The sequence below is a fragment of the Croceicoccus sp. genome (assembly GCF_983967925.1).
Window position 1 is genome coordinate 36,371 of record NZ_CFETID010000014.1, and the last position, 21,833, is coordinate 58,203.

17 protein-coding genes are annotated in these 21,833 nt (G+C 66.1%); 6 read left to right on the forward strand and 11 right to left on the reverse strand.

Annotated elements, in window-relative coordinates:
- Positions 1-8: 8 nt before the first annotated feature.
- The 4 genes from ilvD to AC4FIJ_RS09580 all read right to left on the reverse strand — a co-directional run bounded on the left by ilvD (position 9) and on the right by AC4FIJ_RS09580 (position 5,200).
- Positions 9-1,865 carry a dihydroxy-acid dehydratase gene (ilvD, locus tag AC4FIJ_RS09565; RefSeq protein ID WP_490336492.1) on the reverse strand — a complete coding sequence of 619 codons (1,857 nt, stop codon included), beginning with the start codon at positions 1,863-1,865 and terminating at the stop codon, positions 9-11.
- A 116-nt stretch (positions 1,866-1,981) separates the two neighbouring features.
- Positions 1,982-2,713: an N-formylglutamate amidohydrolase gene (locus AC4FIJ_RS09570; protein ID WP_490336493.1), complete on the reverse strand. Its 732-nt coding sequence runs from the start codon at positions 2,711-2,713 to the stop codon at positions 1,982-1,984.
- Positions 2,710-3,540 (reverse strand): 4-(cytidine 5'-diphospho)-2-C-methyl-D-erythritol kinase, encoded by an 831-nt coding sequence (locus AC4FIJ_RS09575; protein ID WP_490336494.1) that lies wholly within the window; start codon positions 3,538-3,540, stop codon positions 2,710-2,712. Before AC4FIJ_RS09575 ends, AC4FIJ_RS09570 begins: the two co-directional genes overlap by 4 nt.
- Before the next feature lie 13 nt (positions 3,541-3,553).
- Positions 3,554-5,200 carry an electron transfer flavoprotein-ubiquinone oxidoreductase gene (locus tag AC4FIJ_RS09580; protein WP_490336495.1) on the reverse strand — a complete coding sequence of 549 codons (1,647 nt, stop codon included), beginning with the start codon at positions 5,198-5,200 and terminating at the stop codon, positions 3,554-3,556.
- A 78-nt stretch (positions 5,201-5,278) separates the two neighbouring features.
- Here AC4FIJ_RS09580 and AC4FIJ_RS09585 point away from each other — a divergent pair, with 78 nt between their 5' ends.
- From AC4FIJ_RS09585 to moaB, 3 genes are all read left to right on the forward strand, one after another.
- Complete coding sequence (locus tag AC4FIJ_RS09585; protein WP_490336496.1) at positions 5,279-6,133, forward strand: uracil-DNA glycosylase family protein; 855 nt, start codon at positions 5,279-5,281, stop codon at positions 6,131-6,133.
- Between the two features lie 112 nt (positions 6,134-6,245).
- The gene (locus tag AC4FIJ_RS09590; protein ID WP_490336497.1) at positions 6,246-8,042 is read left to right on the forward strand and encodes a lytic transglycosylase domain-containing protein; all 1,797 of its coding nucleotides are present in this window, start codon (positions 6,246-6,248) and stop codon (positions 8,040-8,042) included.
- 9 nt (positions 8,043-8,051) lie between these two features.
- Positions 8,052-8,579, forward strand: coding sequence for a molybdenum cofactor biosynthesis protein B (gene moaB, locus AC4FIJ_RS09595; protein ID WP_490336498.1), 528 nt, complete (start codon positions 8,052-8,054; stop codon positions 8,577-8,579).
- Here moaB and AC4FIJ_RS09600 read toward each other — a convergent pair.
- Positions 8,576-9,007 carry a YcxB family protein gene (locus AC4FIJ_RS09600; protein ID WP_490336499.1) on the reverse strand — a complete coding sequence of 144 codons (432 nt, stop codon included), beginning with the start codon at positions 9,005-9,007 and terminating at the stop codon, positions 8,576-8,578. The two genes, moaB and AC4FIJ_RS09600, sit on opposite strands and share 4 nt — an antisense overlap.
- A gap of 158 nt (positions 9,008-9,165) precedes the next feature.
- Between AC4FIJ_RS09600 and AC4FIJ_RS09605 the strand changes: the two genes are divergently transcribed.
- Positions 9,166-10,263: a PA0069 family radical SAM protein gene (locus AC4FIJ_RS09605; RefSeq protein ID WP_490336500.1), complete on the forward strand. Its 1,098-nt coding sequence runs from the start codon at positions 9,166-9,168 to the stop codon at positions 10,261-10,263.
- Here the strand turns inward: AC4FIJ_RS09605 and AC4FIJ_RS09610 are convergent.
- The 6 genes from AC4FIJ_RS09610 to AC4FIJ_RS09635 form a co-directional block, all read right to left on the reverse strand.
- Entirely contained in the window at positions 10,260-10,871 is a 612-nt protein-coding gene (locus AC4FIJ_RS09610; protein ID WP_490336501.1) for an SOS response-associated peptidase, read from the reverse strand. The genes AC4FIJ_RS09605 and AC4FIJ_RS09610 overlap by 4 nt on opposite strands.
- 50 nt (positions 10,872-10,921) lie before the next feature.
- Complete coding sequence (locus AC4FIJ_RS09615) at positions 10,922-13,132, reverse strand: TonB-dependent receptor (protein WP_490336502.1); 2,211 nt, start codon at positions 13,130-13,132, stop codon at positions 10,922-10,924.
- A gap of 85 nt (positions 13,133-13,217) precedes the next feature.
- Complete coding sequence (dnaE, locus tag AC4FIJ_RS09620; protein ID WP_490336503.1) at positions 13,218-16,751, reverse strand: DNA polymerase III subunit alpha; 3,534 nt, start codon at positions 16,749-16,751, stop codon at positions 13,218-13,220.
- A gap of 91 nt (positions 16,752-16,842) precedes the next feature.
- Positions 16,843-17,130: a hypothetical protein gene (locus tag AC4FIJ_RS09625; protein WP_490336504.1), complete on the reverse strand. Its 288-nt coding sequence runs from the start codon at positions 17,128-17,130 to the stop codon at positions 16,843-16,845.
- A gap of 143 nt (positions 17,131-17,273) precedes the next feature.
- Positions 17,274-17,972 (reverse strand): ABC transporter ATP-binding protein, encoded by a 699-nt coding sequence (locus AC4FIJ_RS09630; RefSeq protein ID WP_490336505.1) that lies wholly within the window; start codon positions 17,970-17,972, stop codon positions 17,274-17,276.
- On the reverse strand, positions 17,965-19,206 hold the full coding sequence (locus tag AC4FIJ_RS09635) for a lipoprotein-releasing ABC transporter permease subunit (protein ID WP_490336506.1): 1,242 nt from the start codon (positions 19,204-19,206) through the stop codon (positions 17,965-17,967). The genes AC4FIJ_RS09630 and AC4FIJ_RS09635 overlap by 8 nt, the downstream gene beginning before the upstream one ends.
- A 330-nt stretch (positions 19,207-19,536) precedes the next feature.
- On the opposite strand from AC4FIJ_RS09635, the gene purF reads away from it, so the two are divergent.
- Both purF and AC4FIJ_RS09645 read left to right on the forward strand, forming a co-directional pair.
- Complete coding sequence (gene purF / locus AC4FIJ_RS09640; RefSeq protein ID WP_490336507.1) at positions 19,537-21,042, forward strand: amidophosphoribosyltransferase; 1,506 nt, start codon at positions 19,537-19,539, stop codon at positions 21,040-21,042.
- A 4-nt stretch (positions 21,043-21,046) separates the two neighbouring features.
- The gene (locus AC4FIJ_RS09645) at positions 21,047-21,778 is read left to right on the forward strand and encodes an SDR family NAD(P)-dependent oxidoreductase (protein WP_490336508.1); all 732 of its coding nucleotides are present in this window, start codon (positions 21,047-21,049) and stop codon (positions 21,776-21,778) included.
- Positions 21,779-21,833 lie beyond the last annotated feature (55 nt).

Consider the following 21,833-nt stretch of genomic DNA (forward strand, 5'->3'; position numbering starts at 1 on the left):
CAGCCTCTTCAGCGGCGATAGAGCTGGTCGACGTCGCGCACCGCCCCGCGTGAAGCACTCGTGGTCATCGCGGCATAGGCGCGCAGCGCGTCGGACACCTTGCGCGGGCGCGGGTGAACGGGCCTCCACGCGTCCTCGCCCTTGGCTTCCATGTCGGCGCGGCGGCGGGCCATTTCGGCGTCGCTGATCATCAGGTCGATCGTGCGGCCGGGAATGTCGATGGCGATGGTGTCGCCCGTCTCGACCAGCCCGATCGCGCCGCCCTCCGCCGCTTCGGGCGAGGCATGGCCGATGGAGAGGCCGCTCGTGCCGCCCGAAAAGCGCCCGTCGGTGACCAAAGCGCAGGCCGCGCCCAGACCTTTGGATTTCAGATAGCTGGTCGGGTAGAGCATTTCCTGCATCCCCGGCCCGCCGCGCGGTCCTTCATAGCGGATCACCACGACTTCGCCCGCCTTGACCTCGTCGCCCAGGATGCCGACGACGGCGGCTTCCTGGCTTTCATAGACGCGCGCGGGGCCGGTGAATTTCAGGATGCTTTCATCGACGCCCGCGGTCTTCACGATGCAGCCGTCGCGCGCGATATTGCCGAACAATACCGCCAGCCCGCCATCCTGTGAAAAGGCGTTCTCGGCATTGCGGATCACGCCATTGTCGCGGTCGGTGTCGAGCGATTCCCAGCGGCGGTTCTGGCTGAAGGCGGTCTGCGTCGGCACGCCGCCGGGGGCCGCGGCATAGAAATTGCGCACGCTGTCGGAATTGGTCTGCGTGATGTCCCAGCGCGCGATCGCCTCGCTCATCGAACGGCTGTGCACGGTGGGGCAATCGCCGTTGATCAGGCCCGCGCGGTCGAGCTCGCCAAGGATCGCCATGATGCCGCCCGCGCGGTGGACGTCCTCCATGTGCACGTCGGCCTTTGCGGGGGCGACCTTGGAGAGGCAGGGGACATGGCGCGACAGGCGGTCGATGTCCTCCATGGTGAAATCGACCTTGGCTTCATGCGCGGCGGCCAGCAGGTGCAGCACCGTATTGGTCGACCCGCCCATCGCGATGTCCAGGCTCATCGCATTCTCGAACGCGGCATGGGTCGCGATATTGCGCGGCAGCGCGCTCTCGTCGTCCTGTTCGTAGTAGCGCTTGCACAAATCGACGATCAGGCGCCCCGCCTCGCGGAACAGCGCCTCGCGGTCGGCGTGGGTGGCCAGCATCGATCCATTGCCGGGCAGCGACAGGCCCAGCGCCTCGGTCAGGCAGTTCATCGAATTGGCGGTGAACATGCCGCTGCACGATCCGCAGGTCGGGCAGGCGCTGCGCTCGATCGCGGTCACTTCCTCGTCGGTATAGCTCTCGTCAGCGGCGGCGACCATCGCATCGACCAGGTCGAGCGCATGCTCCTTGCCTTTCAGCACGACCTTGCCCGCTTCCATCGGTCCGCCGCTGACGAACACGACCGGGATGTTGAGGCGCATCGAGGCCATCAACATGCCCGGCGTGATCTTGTCGCAGTTCGAGATGCAGACGATGGCGTCGGCGCAATGCGCGTTGACCATATATTCGACGCTGTCGGCGATGATGTCGCGGCTGGGCAGCGAATAGAGCATGCCGTCATGGCCCATCGCGATACCGTCATCGACCGCGATGGTGTTGAATTCCTTGGCGACGCCGCCCGCCGCCTCGATCTCGCGCGCGACCAGCTGGCCCAGGTCCTTCAGATGCACGTGGCCCGGCACGAACTGGGTGAAGCTGTTGCTGATCGCGATGATCGGCTTGCCGAAATCCTCGTCCTTCATGCCGGTGGCGCGCCACAGCCCGCGCGCGCCCGCCATGTTGCGGCCGTGGGTGGTGGTGCGTGAACGATAGGCAGGCATTATCGGGACTCCGGTGGTGTTTTGTTGCGCGGACCGCGCGTTCAGCGGCGCCTCTAGCGCAGGCGCCACTGTAACCGAAGCAAGAAATATTGTCCCGCCCCAATCCTGCGATTGGACTACAGCTTCAGCAGCTCGTCGGTGCGTTTCGCGACATCGGCGATGATGTCGGCCCAGCGCGCCTGTTCGCGTTCGGTGCGGATCAGGTCGTTGCGCACCTCGATCGCGAGATAGGGGCGGTCATGCGCCTCGCCGTGGCGGTTCATCGTGGCATTGAGCTGCTTGCCCGAATAGGGCTCGTTGTCGCCCACGGTCAGCCCGTATTCGCGGAACAGCCGCATCGCATGCGCCGCCGCCTCGCCCTGTTCGTTATACAGCAGGCCGACATGCCACGGACGCTCCTTGCCGGGATCGCTGGCCATGGCGGGGGTAAAGCTGTGAAGCGAGAGGATCAGGCTGGGCGCCGCGTCCTCCAGCCATTGCTCCATCGCGTCGTGATAGGGGTGGTAGAACCGCTTCAGCCGCCCCTCGCGGTCGGCGCCGATATTGCCGGGGATCAGGACGCCGTCGCTTTCCTCGGGGATCAGCCTTGGATGGTCCTCCTCGCGGTGGAGGTCGACGACGAGGCGGCTGACATTGCCGAGATGTGCGGCGATGCCGTGGCGGCGGGCCATGCGGTCGGCGACCGCGCCGACGCCGATGTCCCAGCCGATGTGATCGTCCAGCTGCGCCTGCGTGATGCCCAGTTCGATGCCTTCGGGCACGCGGTTCGATGCGTGGTCGGACACCAGCACGATGCCGCCATGGACGGGCGTGCCGATGCGGCGCCAGCTTTCGGTTTCCTCGATCATAAAAGCGTCCCGCTCATCTGCCACCAGCCGGGATGGCGGGTGGCGATTTCCGCCGCGGCGGCATCGCGCGCCTCGCCGCTTTCGTACAGCGCAAAGCAGCTTGCGCCCGAACCCGACATGCGCGCCAGCCACGGATGGGTGGCCTTCAATGCGCCGACGATCTGCCCGATGGCAGGGACCAGCGCGCGCGCGCCGTCTTCCAGATCGTTGCGCGCCTTGGGCACGATCTCGCGCAGGCTGCCCTCGGCCAGCGGGCCCTGATCCAGCCCGTTCCACGCCTTGAACACCGGGCCGGTCGCCAGCGGTTTGCGCGGATTGACCAGCAGAACCGCCATGCCGGTCAGCTCGCTGTCGATCACGTCGAGGTCGGTGCCGGTGCCGGTGCCGCGTGCGGTCCGGCTGATCACGCAGGCAGGCACGTCCGCGCCCAGCCGCGCGGCGCGTTCCTGCCAATCGTCGGGCCAGCCATAGGTGTCGCAGATCATGCGGATCAGCGCGCCCGCATCGGCGCTGCCCCCGCCCAGCCCGGCGGCGACGGGCAGGTTCTTTTCCAGCGTGACGTGCCATCCATCAGGCCCATCCGCACCGGGGCGCGGAAAGGCGTTCAGCGCCTGCATCAATATGTTGTCGCCCACCGGCGATCCGCCCAGCGCATCGGCGAACTCGCCCACGACCTGCAGGCGGTCCTCGGCCTGTCCGGTCCTGACCGACAACACATCGCCCGCATCGACGAAGGCGAAGATCGTCTCGATATCGTGATAGCCGTCGGCCCGCCTGCCCCGCACATGCAGGGCCAGGTTGATCTTGGCATGGGCGATGGCTTGCAAGGTCGGTCGCGCCCTACATGTTCGGATAGTTGGGTCCGCCGCCGCCCTCGGGAGTGACCCAGTTGATGTTCTGGGTCGGGTCCTTGATGTCGCAGGTCTTGCAGTGGACGCAGTTCTGCGCGTTGATCACGAATTTGGGATCGCCCTCTTCCACGCCGACGAATTCATAGACGCCCGCCGGGCAGTACCGCGCCGACGGCCCGGCGAAGACCGGCAGGTTGATCTTCAGCGGGACCTCCTTGTCCTTGAGCTGAAGATGGCAGGGCTGGTCTTCCTCGTGATTGGTGTTCGACAGGAACACGGACGACAGCCGGTCGAAGCTGATCACTCCGTCGGGCTTGGGATAGTCGATCGGCTTGAACAGGTCCGCGCGCATCAGCTTGTCGCAGTCGCGGCCGTGCTTCATCGTGACGGGCAGGCCGATCTTGAACGTGCGCATCCACATGTCGGCACCGGCCAGCACCGTACCCAGCGCGCTGCCGAACTTGGCGACGGCGGGCTCGGCGTTCTTCACCTTCTTCAGTTCTTCCGCGATCCAGCTTGACCGCAGGGTCGTCTCGTAATCCAGCACCTCGTCGCCCGCGCGCTCGGCGGCGATGGCGGCGGCAACGCTTTCGGCCGCCAGCATCCCCGATTTCATCGCGGTGTGGCTGCCCTTGATGCGCGGCACGTTGACGAAGCCCGCCGCGCAGCCGATCAGCGCGCCGCCGGGGAAGGTCAGCTTTGGCACCGATTGCCAGCCGCCCTCGTTAATCACGCGCGCGCCATAGGACACGCGCTTGCCGCCTTCCAGGATCTTGCGGATCTCGGGGTGCTGCTTCCAGCGCTGGAATTCCTCGAACGGATAGAGATAGGGATTCGCGTAATCGAGCGCGACGACGAAGCCCAGCGCCACCTGCCCGTTCGCCTGATGGTAGAGGAAGCCCCCGCCCCATGCCTCGTTCTCGGACAGCGGCCAGCCCTGCGTGTGGATGACGCAGCCCGGATCGTAGTTCTTGGGATCGATGTCCCACAATTCCTTCATGCCCAGACCATAGGTCTGCGGCTCGCAATTCGCTTCGAGGTCAAAGCGCGACTTCAGCATCTTGGTCAGCGACCCGCGCGCACCCTCGGCGAACAAAGTGTACTTGCCGTGCAGTTCCATGCCGGGCTGGTAATCCGCCTTGTGGCTGCCATCGGCGGCGACGCCCATGTCGCCGGTGGCGACGCCCTTCACCGAACCGTCGTCGTTCCACAGGATCTCGGCCGCGGGGAAGCCGGGGAAGATCTCGACCCCCATCCCCTCGGCCTTTTCGGCCAGCCAGCGGCACAGATTGCCAAGGCTGCCGGTATAATTGCCGTCGTTCGACATGAACGGGGGCAGCATGATCTCGGGCATGGAATATTTGCCGGTGCGCGTCAGCACCCAGTGGAGGTTGTCCGTGACCGGCGTTTCGGCCAGCGGGCAGCCGTCGTCGCGCCAGTCGGGCAGCAGCTCGTCCAGCGCGCGCGGATCGACCACCGCGCCCGACAGGATATGCGCGCCGATCTCGGATCCCTTTTCAAGGACGCAGACCTCCAGCGCCTCGTTCACCTGTTTCAGCCGGATCGCCGCTGCAAGGCCCGCCACCCCGCCACCGACAATGACGACATCATAGGGCATGGATTCGCGTTCGGACATGGCAGGCTCCCTCTTCGGCTCTCTCACGAAATCTGTCGGCGCAATGACAGACCGGTTATTCTACGCTCGCGATTGGACTTGATTGCAGAACGCCGCGTGGTCAAGGGTGGGGGCGAAAAATCGGATTCCCATTCGGGCAGCAATGTGACCACTTTCAACGATCCCGGGGCTGATCGCAGCGACAATTCGGCACTGGTCGAAAGCTGGTCCGCGTTCTGGGCAGATGCGGGCGTGGACCTGTCGTTCGATGACGATCCGCGCGACTGGATCGCCGAAGCCGCGCCCCCGCCCGAAGCGCCCGAGCGCGAGGCAGACGCCCCCCGCCCGCGTCCGGCCCAAGCCGCCCCTGCCGCAGCGCCCGCGATCGGCGGCCCTTCGGATCGCTGGCCCACCACGCTCCCCGCGTTTCGCGACTGGTGGATGACCGAGCCGATGGTGGATGCGGGCGCCCCCGCGGGCCGCGTGGCCCCGGTAGGCGAAGCGGGCGCAAGGCTGATGATCCTTGTCGCCGATCCGGCCGAGGACGACGGCGATGCCCTGCTGTCGGGCGAGGACGGGCGGCTGCTGGACGCGATGCTGGCGGCGATGGGGCTGGAACGCAAAGACTGCTATCTGGCCTCCGCCTTGCCGCGCCACACCCCCGCCGCCGACTGGCGCAGCCTGCATCAGGCGGAACTCGGCGCATTATTAAGGCATCACATCGCATTGACCGCGCCGCAGATGCTGGCGATTCTCGGCGGCGAACTGGTCACGATCCTCGCGCCGGAGCGATTCGACGCGGCATCCGCGCAGGGCGCTATCCGCATCGAAACCGGCGGAGAAGCGCGGGAAATCCCGGTGCTGGCAAGTTATCCACTGGCGGTCATGCGCGGCAGACCGCAGGCAAAGGCGCTTTGGTGGCGACGCTGGCTATCGCTCTCTTGCCCGTATTGACGAAACCGCGCGGCGGATTCACCCTTTGTTGAGCAACGCTTTTTACCCTCGGGCGCGGGAAAGCACCCGGTCTTTGCGCTGGCTGGAACAGGCAAGAAGGAATCGCTGATCCATGGCTGCAGTTTTGTCCCGGCGTCTGGCCGGGCCCCTTATCTCTTTTCTGGCGCTGGCCGCGCTGGGCACCGCCCCCGCGGCGGCCAATGTCGCGAATGCCGTCGCCGCGGTCGAGCAGTCGGCCCATATCCCCGCGCAACTCAGCGACGAGGACCGCGCCTTTTATGCCGAGGTGTTCCGCCAGATCGATGCGGAGAACTGGGCGCAGGTCGATTACATGCTGGCGCAAAAGCCCGACGGCATGCTGACGCAGCTGGCGCTGGCCGAATATTATCTTGCGCCCACCTCGCCCAAGATCGAGCTGCCCGCGCTGAACGCATGGCTGTCGCGCGGCACGGATTTGCCGCAGGCGGGCCAGATCGGGCGGCTGGCGCTGAAGCGCGGCCTCGAAAGCGCGCCCAGCCTGCCCAGCACGCAGCGGCTCGTGTCGATCCGCGCGCCCGAAAAGCGCACGCGCCCGCGTTCGGTGGGCGACGGGTCGATGCCCGAGAGCATCGCCAGCGCCATTCTGGAGCGGATCACCAATGACGATCCCGGCGGCGCGCGCATTCTGCTCGACGGCGTGGATGCGGGCCTTTCCAGCAGCGCGCGAGCCGAATGGCGGCAGCGCGTGGCGTGGTCCTATTACATCGAGAACGACGACAACAACGCGCTGAACCTTGCGCGCAATGTCGCCAATGGCGGCACCGGCCCATGGGTGGCCGAAGGCTGGTGGGTCGCGGGGCTGGCCGCATGGCGGCTGAGCAATTGCGAGATGGCGGCGGACGGATTCACCCGCGCCGCGCAGACCGCGGACAATCAGGAATTGCGCGCCGCCGCGCATTACTGGGCCGCGCGCAGCTTCACCCGCTGCCGCCAGCCGGAGGAAGCCGCCCCCGCGCTGCGCCGCGCGGCGGGCTATTCCGAAACGCTGTACGGCATGCTGGCCGCCGAGCAACTGGGCATGCGCCTGCCGCCGATCCAGTCGGGCACCGGTTTCGACCGGGGCGACTGGAACGCGCTGGCCGGCAATCCCAACATTCGCACCGCCGTCGCCCTGACCGAGATCGGGCGCGAGGGGCTGGCTGACGAAGTGCTGCGCCATCAGGCACAGATCGGCAGCCCGCAGCAATATCAGCCTCTGGCGCGGCTGGCCCGCACGCTGGGCCTTCCCGGCACGCAGCTGGCGATGGCCTATAACGCGCCGCCGGGGACCAAGCCCGATTCCGCCACGCGCTATCCGCTGACGCGCTGGCAGCCGGTCGACGGCTGGCGCGTCGATCCGGCGCTCGCCTTCGCGCACACGCTGCAGGAATCGCGTTTCCAGCCCGAAGCCGTCAGTCCGGCGGGCGCGGTCGGGCTGATGCAGATCATGCCGATCACCGCGCGCCACCATGCGGGGCTGGGCCTTGGACAGAGCACCTCGGCACTGCAGGATCCGCCCACCAATATGAGCTATGGGCAGCGCCATCTGGAAATGCTGCGCGATTCCAGCGGCACGCAGGGCCTGCTGCCCAAGATCATGGCCGCCTATAACGCGGGGCTGTCGCCGGTGCAGCGCTGGAACAGCGAGATCAACGCGCAGGGCGATCCGCTGCTGTGGATGGAATCGATCCCCTATTGGGAAACGCGCGCCTATGTCGCGATCGTGACGACCAATTACTGGATGTACCAGCGCCAGATGGGCCGCGATTCCGATGCGCGCGAGGCCTATGCCCAGAACCTGTGGCCGCGCTTTCCGGGTGTCGAGGGCAGCGATGCAGTGGCGATGCACGGCAAGGAAGTCACCTCGCCCATCGTGCGCAGCGGGGGCTGAGCGGCGGACATGGCGATCGACGAAACGCGCGTCTTCAAGCCAATCAATATCGCGCTGCTGACCGTGTCGGACACGCGCACGCGCGAGGACGACACCAGCGGCGACATATTGGCGGGCCGCATTGCGGCGGCTGGGCACATACTGGCCGACCGCGCGATCATCCGCGACGATGCCGAACTGATCACCGCCGAACTGCACCGCTGGATCGAGGATGAGAATATCGACGCGGTCGTCACGACGGGCGGCACCGGCCTGACCGGCCGCGACGTCACGCCCGAGGCGCTGGAGAGGGTCAAGACCCGCGACATCCCGGGCTTTGGCGAGCTGTTCCGCTATCTGTCGCTGAAGACCATCGGCACCAGCACGGTGCAGTCGCGCGCCTGCGCGGTGGTGGCACGGGGCACCTATATCTTCGCGCTGCCGGGATCGAACGGGGCGGTGAAGGACGGCTGGGACGGCATATTGGCCGAACAGCTCGACAGCCGGAACCGGCCCTGCAATTTCGTCGAGCTGATGCCGCGCCTGAAAGAACGCTAGTTGCGTTTGACGCCCGCGGCCTGAAGCCTTGCGATCAGATCCGGCGCCTCTCCTTCCAGAGCGGCCTTGGGGACGAGGTTGAAGAACATCTCGGTCTGGTAGAGCAGCACGGTGCCGGGCGTTTCGTCCCAGCGGTAGAAATCGGCGAAAGGCACGCGCGCTTCACCCCTCTCCGATGTGAAGAGAACGCCTTCTGCATCCCAAGCGATGTGCGATGGCAGGCGCAGCGCGGCGCTCTGCCGGTGCTGGCGGCGTCCCAGATTGGGCACCAGCCAGATATGGTTGATCGCAAGGATCGCCGGAACCGCCATGACGAACACAAGCGCAATCCCTGACAGGCGGCCATAGGCAACAAGGTCGAGCACGATCAGAAGGACCAGCAGGACAAGCACTGCGACGATCAGCTTGCCGATCAGCCCGCTCGTCATGCGCCGGATCATGTGTCGCCGCATCGCTTCGACGACTAGGTTCTCGTCCACCCGATATAAAAAAGGTCCGTGGGTTCCCATGCCGCGGCGATAATCGGGTAGCGTGAACAAAGCTATAAGTTCTTGTTTTGTTCTTTGCCGCCGAGTAATTTGCGGCCATGCCGAGTCGCCCTAATCCCGCGCATCACGAGGCCCAGCGAGGCCGCGGCGCGCCCAGCAATGCGGTGCCGCAGCGCTTCGGCCTGGCCGAGCGGCTGGCGGACGGCGACTGGCTGGACGAGGTCGAGACCATCGACGGCGCGGCGGGCCGGCGGCGGACAATTGTGACCGATGAGCATCCCCGCTCGATCCTGACGTTCAACACCTCGCCCGACATCGGCTTCGACCGCTCGATCAACGCCTATCGCGGGTGCGAGCATGGCTGCATCTATTGCTTCGCGCGCCCGACCCATGCCTATCACGATCTGTCCCCCGGCCTCGATTTCGAGACCAAGCTGTTCGCCAAGCCCGATGCCGCCGAATTGCTGCGCAAGACGCTGGCGAAACCCGGCTATGCGCCGCGCCCCATCGCGATGGGGACCAACACAGATCCCTATCAGCCGATCGAGGGGCGCTATCGCATTACGCGTGCCATCCTCGAGCTATGCCTTGAGGTCCGGCACCCCGTCACCATCACCACCAAGTCCGACCGGCTGCTGCACGATCTGGACCTGCTGGCGGAAATGGCGCGGCACCGGCTGGTCGCGGTCGGGATTTCGGTCACCAGCCTCGACGCGCGGTTGTCGCAGACGCTGGAACCGCGCGCGCCTTCGCCCGAAAAGCGGCTGGCCGCGCTGGCAAGGCTGGCCGAGGCGGGCGTGCCGACGCATGGCATGATCGCGCCCGTCGTCCCCGCGATCACCGACGAGTTCATCGAACGCACCGTGGCCCGGCTGGCCGAGGCGCGGGTGAACAGCGCGGGCTGGATCATGATGCGCCTACCGCACGAGGTCGCGCCGCTGTTCCGCGAATGGCTGGACGTGCATTACCCCGACCGTGCGGCCAAGGTGATGGCGCTGGTGCAGGAGATGCGCGGCGGCCGCGATAACGAGCATCGCTTCCACGAACGGTTCAGGCCAAAGGGCGCGTGGGCCGACATGCTGCAATCCCGCTTTCGGCTGGCCTTGAAGCGCAGCGCGATCCCGCAGCGGAAACCCGCGCTCGATTGCAGCAATTTTCGCCCGCCTTCGCGCGACGGGCAACTGGCGCTGTTCTAGCTCGCCGCCGCCCGCTGCACCCATGGCTCGGCGGTGCGGTCGACCTGCATCGGCCCGGCATAGGGAGTGCATAAAGACAGCGCCTCTTCCGGCGAACCCCGCATCCACAGATCGCGCTGGCCGGGATCGATCAGCACCGGCGAGCGATCGTGCAGATCAGCACAAACGGGCGCCGCATCGGTCATCACCATCGAATAGACCGCGCCCCACTCGTCGCTCTGCCGCCAGATGCCTGCCGCGGTGAAGACGGGCTGATCGGGCAGGCTGAACCAGCTGCGCGTCTTGGCGCCTTTCGGCCCCTCCGCCTCGGCAAAAGCGGTCATCGGGATCAGGCAGCGCCGTTCGGCAAAGCTGTAACGCCACATGAAGCTGTCCAGCCGGTCACAGCGCGCATTATTGACGGGTTTTGGTTTCAGCATCCGGCCCGACTTGCCCTTCAGCGACAGCGGAAAACCCCAGACCATGCTGCGCAGGCCTGCTGCGTCCAGCACCAGTCCGGGATAGCCGGGAAACACCTCCTCGCCAACGTTGGTGCCCGCGGGCGCGTCCACGCCGAACAGCCGCGCCACCTCGTCGGCGGCTTTCGTCATGCGATAGAGATTGCACATGGACGAAGGCTGCCGCGCGGGCGGGCGGCTGTCAAAGGCGAAGCGATGCGTTAGAGGCTGATCCGCGCGCTCAGGCGGAAATTGCGGCCCGCCATCGGCACGAAATCCTTGGTCACGCTGGAATGGCGGCGCGCGTCGACGTCGAAGATATTGTCGACCTGCGCAATCACCGTCAGGTTGCGATTGCCGCGCCACGGCTTCCACGCCAGCGAGGCATCGACCATCGTGAAGCCGTCGGTCTTCGTCTCATATTCGGCGGTGCGGTCCTGATCGTCGAACAGGCCGACCTCGACGCGCCCTTCCAGCTGGCGCGTCTGCGCCGTCAGCGCATAGCGCGCCGAAAGCGGCGGGATCAGCGGCACGGGCGAACCGTCGTCCAGTTCCGCGCGGACATAGCTGGCCGAAATCTCGTTGCCGATGGTCACCCCGCCCAGCCTGACGAGCGGGAAGGCGGTCTCGGCCTCGAAGCCGATATAGTCCGCATCCTCCTGAAGCTGCTGGAAGACGGGGAGGTCGTCCTCTTCCTCGCCGGTGGCGGCCAGATAGATGTAATCGTCGAACTTTGTGGCAAAGCCGGTCAGCGCGAAGGTCGCGGGGCCGAAAGCGCCGCGCACATAGGCCTCGATCCCCAGCGCCTTTTCGGTGTCCAGGAACGGGTCGCCGATTTCGAACTGCTGGGTCGCAGGATGCGGGCCATCGGCATAAAGCTCCTCGCCCGCGGGCGCGCGCTCGACGCGGCTGCCGTTGAGGCCGAAGCGCAGTCCGCTCGCGGTCTCGTGCCAGACGCCGATCGCGCCCGAGAAGCTGTCGAAATTGCGCGAGGCATAGCCGTCGGCGGACTGATCGGAGTGTTCGTAGCGTCCCGCCAGTTCCAGCGTCACCGCGTCGAGATCGAGTTCCTGCAGCGTGAACAGCGCGAACTGGCTGGTGGTATTGGGCGGCACGAAGGCCTCCGCACCCACCGCGTCGAGTTCGCGGCGATAATATTGCGCGCCCAGCGAGCCGCCACCATTCGCGCCCAGCAGGCCGCCGCGCTGGACCAGTTCGACGCGGCCTTCGATGCCATTGACGTCGAACACCGTGCCGGTCTCGCCGCTTTCCAGCTCGGTGTGGGTGTAATTGGTCACGCCCCAGCGGGTCCTGACCTCGGCGAAGGGGCCGTCATCGAAGGACAGCGACCCGCGCAGATCGGCGCGCCACTGGCGCATGTCGATGTCGACGGTCTCGTGGTCGTGGCCTTCCTCTTCATGGCCGTGATCTTCATCATGATCTTCGTCGCCGTGGTCCTCGCCCCCTTCCTCGTGCGCGTGGCCCGCGCCGGGGCGCAGCGGCACGCCGTAGAATGTGTCGTAGAGGCCGACCGACACGCCGAGCGTCGCCCGCTCGCCGATCCACGACACGCCGGCACCCGCCGACCATGTCTCGGTATCCGAATTCTCGACGATGCCGCGCACATTGGCGGCCTCGATCAGCTCCTCGGCTTCCTCGGGCTCGTCCGCATGTTCGGCGGCTTCGGCCAGCAATTCGGCGCGCAGGCCGTCGCTGAGGGCATAGCCCGGAACCTCGAGGTCATTGGTCTTGCGCCACGATCCGTCGACATGGACAACGAATTCCCGGCCCAGCGGCGCGTCGATCGATGCGCCGATCTGGCGCAGGTCGGACGCGGTGTCGGTGGCGGCGGTGCCGTCGACATGCACCGGCTCGTCCGGAATGCGCAGCGGGATGCGGCGGTCGATGACATTGACCGCGCCGCCGATGGCCGAGCTGCCGTAGAGCAGGCTGGCGGGGCCGCGCAGCACCTCGATCCGGTCGGCGATCAGCGGGTCGATGGTGACCGCGTGATCGGCCGAGGTGTTCGACGCGTCGATCGCGCCGATCCCGTCGGTGAGGACGCGCACGCGCTCTCCCTGAAAGCCGCGCAGCACTGGGCGCGAGGCGCCGGGGGCGAAGCCGGTCGCCGACACGCCGGGCAGATTGGCAAGCACGTCGCCGATCTGGCCCGCCATCTCGCGCTGAAGCTCGACCCCGCTGACGACCGAGGTGCCCGCCAGCACGTCCAGCCTGCCCACGCCGCCACCAGTGACGACGATATCGGGGCCGTGGAAATCGTCGTCCCTGTCGGCGCCTGCATCGGCATCGGTATCGGCAGGGGGCGGCGGCGGAGTCTCGGCCTGCTGGGCCTGCGCGGCCAGCGGCATCAGCCATGCGGCGGCACCGACAAGAAGAGAAAGGCGGCGGGCGTTTCGTGCATGATATAACATATCATCGCCGTTAGATCGAAGGACCGACGCGATCAAGAGGCTTGTTGCATGTGCGACAAGATTTTTCAGCCTCCGCCGTCCGGCGTCAGGCGACCAGCTTCATCTGCGGCACCGCGCGCGCCTTCAGGGCGACATTGGACACGCCCGCAATCTCGCTGATGCGATCGGTCAGTTCACCGTCCAGCGCGAAATTGCGGCCCAGCAGCACGCGCGCATGCCGCCCCTCGCCCAGCAGCAGCGTCGCCACCACCTCGCCATTGGCGCGCGGTTCGGCGGGCAGCGCCAGCGCCAGTTCGGGCAGCGCCGCCTCGCTCGCCACGGTCAGCGTCAATTCCATGCGCGCGCTGCCGGTCACTTCCGACAGGGGACGCGCGCCGCGCACGGTGATGCGGGGCGGCTCTTCCGGATTGGGGCGGTCGAGCTCGACATTGAGCAGCACGCATTCGCCCGCCGCCGCCCATTTCTGGAACGGCTCGACCAGCGTTTCCTCGAAACAGCTGGCGGAAAAATTGCCGGTCTGATCGGAAAATTCTGCCGCCACGAAGTCGTTGCCGCGCTTGGTCTTGCGCTTGTTCACGCTCTCGACCAGCGCAGCCATGACAGCGCTGGATCTACTGGCTCCCCGCTGGCCCTTCTGCGGTTCAGCGGGCGTTTCGGCGACGCCGCCCTCGATCAGGCTGGCGTGGCTGCGCGCGCCGTTTGCGCTGGTGACCGCGCGCCATTGCGAGACGGGATGGGCGGCAAAATAGAAGCCGAAGTTCTCGCGCTCCTTCTCCATCTGCTCCTTGCGCGGCCATGGGTCGCAGTCGGACAGGCGCAAATCCGCCTGCGCATGGTCCTCGCCGCCGAACAAGGCGGCCTGCCCGCTCGCCTTTTCGCGCACCGCGGCATCGGTGACGGCCAGCAGCAGTTCGGCATTGGCGGTGATTTTCGCGCGATTGGGCTCCAGCGCATCCAGCGCACCGGCAGCGGCCAGCGCCTCCAACTGGCGGCGGTTCATCGATCCGGCGGGCAGGCGCTCGAACAGATCCTTCAGGCTCTCGAACCGGCCCCTTGCCTCGCGCTCCGCGACGATGGCGTCCATCGCCTTTTCGCCGACATTGCGCAGCCCCGCCAGCGCATAGCGGACCTGATGGCCCTCCTCGGTCGGCTCGACCGTATATTCCGCCTCGCTATGGTTGATGCACGGACCGGCCAGCGCAATGCCGGCGCGGCGCATGTCGTCGACGAAGATCGACAATTTCTCCGACTGATGCATGTCGAAGCACATCGCAGCGGCATAGAATTCATGCGGATAGTGCGCCTTCAGCCACGCGGTTTGATAGGCAAGCAGCGCATAGGCGGCGGCGTGCGACTTGTTGAAGCCATAGCCCGCGAACTTGTCGATCAAGTCGAACAGCTCGTTCGCCTTCTTCGCGTCGATATCCGACACCGCCTTGCAGCCCTCGACGAAGCGGCAGCGCTGCTGGTCCATCTCGGCCTGCACCTTCTTGCCCATCGCGCGGCGCAGAAGGTCGGCATCGCCAAGCGAATATCCCGCCAGGATCTGCGCGGCCTGCATCACCTGTTCCTGATAGACGAAGATGCCGTAGGTCTCGGCCAGGATGCCTTCCAGCTTGGGATGCGGATATTCGATCTCGGCAAGGCCGTTCTTGCGCTGGCCGAACAGCGGGATGTTGTCCATCGGGCCGGGACGATAGAGCGAGACGAGGGCGATGATATCCTCGAACTTGGTCGGCTTCACGGCGGACAGCGTGCGGCGCATGCCTTCCGATTCCAGCTGGAACACGCCGACCGTATCGCCCCGCTTGAGCAGGTCGAACACGCCCTTGTCGTCCCACGCCAACCCGTCGAGATCGACCGAAATCCCGCGCCGCCCCAGAAGATCGACCGCCTTGCGCAGCACCGACAGAGTTTTCAGGCCGAGGAAGTCGAACTTCACCAGCCCGCTCGTCTCGACATGCTTCATGTCGAACTGCGTCACCGGCATGTCCGACCGCGGATCGCGGTAAAGCGGAACCAGCTGCGACAAGGGCCGGTCGCCGATCACCACGCCCGCCGCGTGGGTCGAGGAATTGCGCGGCAGGCCCTCCAGCTGCATGGCCAGATCCACCAGCCGCTTCACATCGCCGTCGCGCTTGTATTCGCCGTGGAAATCCGCCGCCCCGTCCATCGTGCGCTTCAGCGTCCACGGGTCGGTGGGATGGTTGGGCACCATCTTGGTCAGCCGGTCGACCTGCCCGTAAGGCATCTGCAGGATGCGCCCGCAGTCGCGCAGCACCGCGCGGGCCTTCAGCTTGCCGAAAGTGATGATCTGCGCGACGTGGTCGTGGCCGTATTTCGCCTGCACATAGCGGATCACCTCGCCGCGCCGGGTTTCGCAGAAGTCGATGTCGAAGTCGGGCATCGACACGCGTTCGGGATTGAGGAAGCGTTCGAACAGCAGCCCCAGCCGCAACGGATCGAGGTCGGTGATGGTCAGCGCCCACGCGACCGCGCTGCCCGCGCCCGAACCGCGCCCCGGCCCGACCGGAATGCCATTGTCCTTGGCCCATTTGATGAAGTCGGCAACGATCAGGAAATAGCCGGGAAAGCCCATCTGGGTGATGATCCCGATCTCGAACTCCAGACGTTCCTCATATTCGCGGCGCTGCTCGTCGGTGAGGTCGTCGTACGCCTCCAGCCGCTTCGCCAGACCGGCGCGCGCATCCTCGGCCAGCGCCTTGGCCTCGCCCTCGAAATCACCGGCAAGGCTGGGCAGGATCGGCTTGCGATAGGGCGGCGCGACCGCGCAGCGCTGCGCGATCACCAGCGAATTCGTCAGGCCTTCGGGCAGGTCGGCGAACAGCTCCGCCATGTGCTCGGACGGCTTGACCCACGCGTCGCGGGGCGCGCGGGGGCGGTCCTCGGTATCGATATGGGTGCTGTTGGCGATGCACAGCATGGCGTCATGCGCGGCATGGAAGCCAGCCTCGTCGAACAGGGCGGGATTGGTCGCCACCAGCGGCAGGTCGCGCGCATAGGCAAGATCGATCAGCGCCTCTTCGCTCTCGCGCTCGTTCGTGGCGCCGCTGCGCGCGATCTCGACATAGAGGCGGCCCGGAAAATGCGGGACCAGCGCATCGGCATAGCGGTTCGCGGCGCTGTTCTGTCCATGCGCGAACAATCGGGCCAGCGCGCCCTCGCCCGCGCCGGTCAGGCAGATCAGCCCCTCGGTACGGCCAGCGAGGTCGGCCAAGGTGACATGCGGTTCCAGATGCAGCGGGCGTTCCAGATGCGCATTGGACACCAGATGGCACAAATTGTCATAGCCCTGCTCGTCCTGCGCATAGAGTGCGAGCCAGTCGACCGCCGGATCGCCGTTCTGGTTTTCCGAATCCGGCCGCGCCACGCCCAGCAGCGTGCCGATGATCGGCTGGACGCCCACATCCTTGCATGCGCCCGCGAACGCGATCGAACCGTAAAGCCCGTTGCGGTCGCAGATCGCGATGGCGGGAAAGCCGCGATCCTTGGCCAGCTTGGCCAGCTTCTTGGGGTCGATCGCGCCCTCCAGCATCGAATAGCTGGAAAGGACGCGCAGCGGAATGTAGCGGGCAAGAGTCGGACGCGAAGAGGCCATGCGCCAGTTATGGCGATGGCCTGCGCCGGGGCCAAGGGCCGCGGCTCGCTGGATGGTGGATAGGACCGGGAAAAACCGGCCCCGGGGACAATCAGCCCTTCGGCATGTCCTCGCGCCGCGACAGGGTCATGATCTCGCCCAGTTCGAACATCCGGTCGCCGGCTTTCTGGATGACGAGATCCTTGCGCTCTTCCTCAGGCATCGAGGCGACGAAGCGGATCATTTCGGCGAAGGTGCCGTCGCGAATCACCTGAAAGCCGCGGAACATGTCGCTCTTGTTCCCTTCCGGGCGGCGATGGATCGAGGCGTGGTCGTTCCAGTCGATACCATTGGGCACGTCGGACTCTCCGTGGAAAGTGGTGGGGCGGGTCATACTCATCGTCTCTCTCGCAAGGCTGTCCCGTCGGCCCCGGGTCCAGAGCGGGGGCCAAAGGGCGGTTCAGCCAATAAACGCCATAATGGCCCTGATCGTTCCGCGCAGCGGGGCGTTGGGCCGGGGGATCGGGCAGCGGATTGGGCGCGTCAGGCAAGCACGCCTTCGTGCAGCCTGACGACGCGGTCCATCTTGGCGGCCAGCCGCTCGTTATGCGTGGCGACCAGCGCCGAACTGCCCTGCCCGCGCACCAGCCGCAGGAATTCCTCCAGCACGCGGTCGCTCGTCGCCTCGTCCAGATTGCCGGTGGGTTCGTCCGCCAGCACCAGTTGCGGCTTGTTCGCCAGCGCGCGGGCCACGGCCACGCGCTGCTGCTCGCCGCCCGAAAGCTGGCTGGGCCGGTGATCCAGCCGCTCGCCAAGGCCCAGCGCGGTCAGCAGCTCCTCGGCCCGCGCGCGTGCCTCGGGGCGTGGAACCCCGGCGACAAGCTGCGGCAGCACTACGTTCTCGCGCGCGTCGAAATCGGGCAGCAGGTGATGGAACTGATAGACGAACCCAAGATGCTCGCGCCTTAAAGCCGTGCGCGCATCGCCGTTCGACTTTTCGGCGGAGCGCCCGCAGATCGTGATCTCGCCGCCAAAGCCGCCTTCCAGCAGGCCGACCGCCTGCAGCATGGTCGACTTGCCCGAACCCGACGGGCCCAGCAGCGCCACGATCTCGCCCGGCATGATTTCCATGTCCACGCCGCGCAGCACGTCGATGGTGACGCCGCCCTGCGTGAAGCTGCGGGTCAGGTTCGACAGGACGACGACAGGTGCACCGGGGGATTGTGTCACGGGATCACTCATAGCGAAGCACCTGCACCGGATCGGTGCTGGCCGCCTTGAAGGCAGGGTAAAGCGTGGCGAGGAACGACAGCACCAGCGCCATGATGACGATGGTCGTGACCTCTGCCGGATCGGTCCGCGCGGGCAATGTCGTCAGAAAGCGGATCGAGGGATCCCACAGTTCCTGCCCCGTCATCGTCTCGACCCCGCGCACGACCGCCTGCCGGAACGCCAGCGCGATGAAGCCCAGCGCCAGCCCCGCGCCGGTACCCAGCGCGCCGATCAGGAAGCCCGCGGTCACGAATATCTTGAGGATCGAGCGGCGCGTCGCGCCCATCGTGCGCATGATCGCGATATCGCGCGTCTTGGCGCGCACCAGCATGATCAGGCTGGACAGGATGTTGAACACCGCCACCAGCACGATGATCGACAGCACCACGAACATGGCGACGCGCTCCACCGCCAGCGCCTCGAACAGCGAGGAGTTGATGGTCTTCCAGTCCGACACCACGGCCTGTCCCTGCAGTTTCCCGCGAATGGGGGCCAAGGTCTCGCCCACCGTGTCGGGATCCTCGGTCGTGATCTCGATCATGCCGATCTGGTCGCCGGCCAGCAGCAGGGTCTGCGCATCCTCGATCGGCATGACGACGAAAGCCTGGTCGTAATCGTAGATCCCGATCTCGAAAATGGCGGCGATCTCGTACCCGATCTCGCGCGGGACGGTGCCAAAGGGCGTGCTGCGGCCCTGTGGATTGATGATCGTGATCGTGTCGCCAATGCGCGCGCCAAGGTTCTGCGCCAGCCGCGATCCGATCGCCACGGTCTGCGCGCCGGGCTGCAGCGCGTTCAGATTGCCCAGCACGTTCTTGTCGGCCAGCCGCTGTATATCCTCGGGCTGATTGCCGCGCACCAGCACCGCCTCGACCCGCCCGTTGAAGGTGGCCAGCAGCGGCTGTTCGATCAGCGGCGAGGCACGGGCGACGCCGGGTGTCTCGCGCACTTCCTTCAGCACGTCCTGCCATTGCGGCAGCCGCCCGCCATAGCCCTGCACGATGGCATGGCCGTTCAGGCCGACGATCTTGTCCATCAGCTCTGCGCGAAAACCGTTCATCACGCTCATCACGATGACCAGCGCGGCGACGCCCAGCATCACGGCCACAAGGCTGATGCCCGCGACCATGGCGATGAACGCCTCGCCGCGGCCCGGCAGCATGTAGCGCTTGGCAATCGTCCATTCGAAGGGGGAAAGTATCAAGAAGGCGGCTCCGGATGGAGTGAACGGGCGGATCGGAAAAAGCGCCCATGAACGGGCCGGGATGAGAGGAAGCTGAACTAGGATGCGCGTGCCCCTGTGGCAATAGGCCCCTGTGGCAATAGGCCCCTGTGGCAATAGGCCCCTGTGGCAATAGGCTCCTGTGCCAATAAAGGGCGTCCGATTGCGGCAAGCCTGGCTTCACCCGCCGGAACAAAGACTCAGGTTGTAATCGAAACGAAACATCTCCAAATGGCGCGCATGACGACGGCGCCCACATCTGTTAGGGCAGCCGGGTTCGGGCCACAGGCTATACAGCGGAACATTCAAGGCATGACGTCCACGGACTTCGTCCACCATCCCTTTCATGACGAGGATGGGGATTCCCTGCGCGAGGAATGCGGCGTCTTCGGCGTCGTCGGCGCGCGCGATGCGGCCGCCGTCACGGCGCTGGGCCTGCATGCCTTGCAGCATCGCGGACAGGAAGCAGCGGGCATCGTGTCCTATGACGGACAGGAATTCCACGTGCTGCGCGGCAATGGCCACGTGGCCGAGAATTTCGGGACGGGCGAGGCGATGGCCGAACTGCCCGGCACCATGTCGTGCGGTCACGTGCGCTACTCCACCACCGGCGGCACCGGGCTGCGCAACGTGCAGCCGCTTTATGCCGAGCTTGCCTCGGGCGGGTTCGCGATCGCGCATAACGGCAATATCTCGAACGCGATGCACCTGCGAAGTGATCTCGTGCGGCGCGGCGCGATCTTTCAGGGCACCGCCGATACCGAGGTGATCATCCACCTCGTCGCGACCAGCCGCTATCCCACGCTGCTCGACAAGTTCGTCGATGCGCTGCGCATGCTGGAGGGCGCCTATTCGCTGATCTGTTCGACCCCTGCGGGCATGATCGCCTGCCGCGATCCGCTGGGCATCCGCCCGCTGGTCATGGGGCATATCCCCGAAAAGGACGGAAAGGGCGCGGTGGTGTTCGCGTCCGAGACCGTGGCGCTCGACATCGTGGGCGCGGTGTTCGACCGCGAGGTCGAGGCGGGCGAGCTGATCGAGGTCGACCTCGACGGCAAGACCACCAGCCACCGGCCCTTCACCAAGACCGCCTCGCGCCCCTGCATTTTCGAGCATGTGTATTTCTCGCGCCCCGATTCGATCTCGGCGGGGCAATCGGTCTATTCGGTGCGCAAGGCGATCGGGCAGCAGCTGGCCATCGAATCGCCCGCCGATGTGGATCTCGTCATCCCGGTGCCCGATTCGGGCGTGCCCGCCGCCATCGGCTATGCGCAGGAATCGGGCGTGCCGTTCGAGCTGGGCATCATCCGCTCGCATTATGTGGGCCGCACCTTCATCCAGCCGTCGGACGGCGCGCGCACCAACAGCGTCAGTCGCAAGCATAATGCGAATCGCGCGCTGGTCGCGGGCAAGCGCATCGTGCTGATCGACGATTCGATCGTGCGCGGCACCACCAGCCTCAAGATCGTGCAGATGATGCGCGATGCCGGCGCGACCGAGGTGCATATGCGCATCGCCAGCCCGCCCACGATGCACAGCTGCTTCTACGGCGTCGACACGCCGGAGCGGAACAAGCTGCTTGCCGCGCGCATGGACATGGACGCGATGCGCGAATTCATCCAGGCCGACAGCCTTGCCTTCGTGTCGATCGACGGTCTCTACCGCGCGGTGGGAGAGGCGGAGCGCAAGCCCAAGTGCCCGCAATATTGCGACGCCTGCTTTACCGGCGACTATCCGACGCGGCTGACCGATCTGGCGGAAAAGACCCATGCGGGGCAGCTGAACCTTGCCCCCGGCAAGCCGGAAAAGGTTGCCTGATCCCATGAGCGAACAGACCGACAATCGCCCGCTTGCGGGTCAGCTTGGACTTGTCACCGGCGCATCGCGCGGCATTGGCGAGGCGACCGCACTGGCGCTGGCAGAGGCGGGCATGCATGTCGTGCTGACCGCCCGCGACGACCGCGCGCTGGAAGCGGTCGAGGAAAAGATCCACGCGGCGGGCGGCAGCGCGACCATCGCGCCGCTGGACCTTGCCGAACCCGATGCGGTGGCGCGGCTGGCCGCGGCGGTCTCGGGCCGCTGGGACAAGCTCGACGCGCTGATCATCAATGCCGCGATCCTGCCCGAGCTGACGTCGGTCACCGACATCAACGCCAAGCAGTTCTCGCAGGCGCTGACCGTCAACGTGCTGGCGACGCAGACGCTGCTGGCCGCGTTCCACCCGATGCTCAAGGCGGCGGAAGCGGGCAAGGTGATCGGTCTCACCAGCTCGGTCGGGGCGAACCCACGCGCCTATTGGGGCGCCTATGGCGCGTCCAAGGCCGCGTTCGACACGCTGCTGTCCTGCTATGCGCAGGAGAATGAGAAAGTGTCGCGAATCGCCACCGCCATCGTCGATCCGGGCGCGACCCGCACCGCGATGCGCGCCCGCGCATTTCCCGGCGAAGACCCGAACAGCGTAAAGCTGCCCGAAGTCGTGGCGCAAGAAATTCTTTGCTTTTTAAGGGAAGGTTTCGTTAACGGCACAAAACTTCGGGTTTCTTCGGCCTCTTAACCAAATAATAACCCAATTTTGTGTACCCTGTCTCAATCAGGAACGTTCTGACCTG

Bases quoted from the DNA above. Each gene is read 5' to 3' on its own strand.
- ilvD (WP_490336492.1), bottom strand. From the start codon at position 1,865: ATGCCTGCCTATCGTTCACGCACCACCACCCACGGCCGCAACATGGCG.
- AC4FIJ_RS09570 (WP_490336493.1), bottom strand. From the start codon at position 2,713: ATGATCGAGGAAACCGAAAGCTGGCGCCGCATCGGCACGCCCGTCCAT.
- AC4FIJ_RS09580 (WP_490336495.1), bottom strand. From the start codon at position 5,200: ATGTCCGAACGCGAATCCATGCCCTATGATGTCGTCATTGTCGGTGGC.
- AC4FIJ_RS09590 (WP_490336497.1), top strand. From the start codon at position 6,246: ATGGCTGCAGTTTTGTCCCGGCGTCTGGCCGGGCCCCTTATCTCTTTT.
- moaB (WP_490336498.1), top strand. From the start codon at position 8,052: ATGGCGATCGACGAAACGCGCGTCTTCAAGCCAATCAATATCGCGCTG.
- AC4FIJ_RS09600 (WP_490336499.1), bottom strand. From the start codon at position 9,007: ATGACGAGCGGGCTGATCGGCAAGCTGATCGTCGCAGTGCTTGTCCTG.
- AC4FIJ_RS09605 (WP_490336500.1), top strand. From the start codon at position 9,166: ATGCCGAGTCGCCCTAATCCCGCGCATCACGAGGCCCAGCGAGGCCGC.
- AC4FIJ_RS09610 (WP_490336501.1), bottom strand. From the start codon at position 10,871: ATGTGCAATCTCTATCGCATGACGAAAGCCGCCGACGAGGTGGCGCGG.
- AC4FIJ_RS09615 (WP_490336502.1), bottom strand. From the start codon at position 13,132: ATGTTATATCATGCACGAAACGCCCGCCGCCTTTCTCTTCTTGTCGGT.
- dnaE (WP_490336503.1), bottom strand. From the start codon at position 16,751: ATGGCCTCTTCGCGTCCGACTCTTGCCCGCTACATTCCGCTGCGCGTC.
- AC4FIJ_RS09625 (WP_490336504.1), bottom strand. From the start codon at position 17,130: ATGAGTATGACCCGCCCCACCACTTTCCACGGAGAGTCCGACGTGCCC.
- AC4FIJ_RS09630 (WP_490336505.1), bottom strand. From the start codon at position 17,972: ATGAGTGATCCCGTGACACAATCCCCCGGTGCACCTGTCGTCGTCCTG.
- purF (WP_490336507.1), top strand. From the start codon at position 19,537: ATGACGTCCACGGACTTCGTCCACCATCCCTTTCATGACGAGGATGGG.
- AC4FIJ_RS09645 (WP_490336508.1), top strand. From the start codon at position 21,047: ATGAGCGAACAGACCGACAATCGCCCGCTTGCGGGTCAGCTTGGACTT.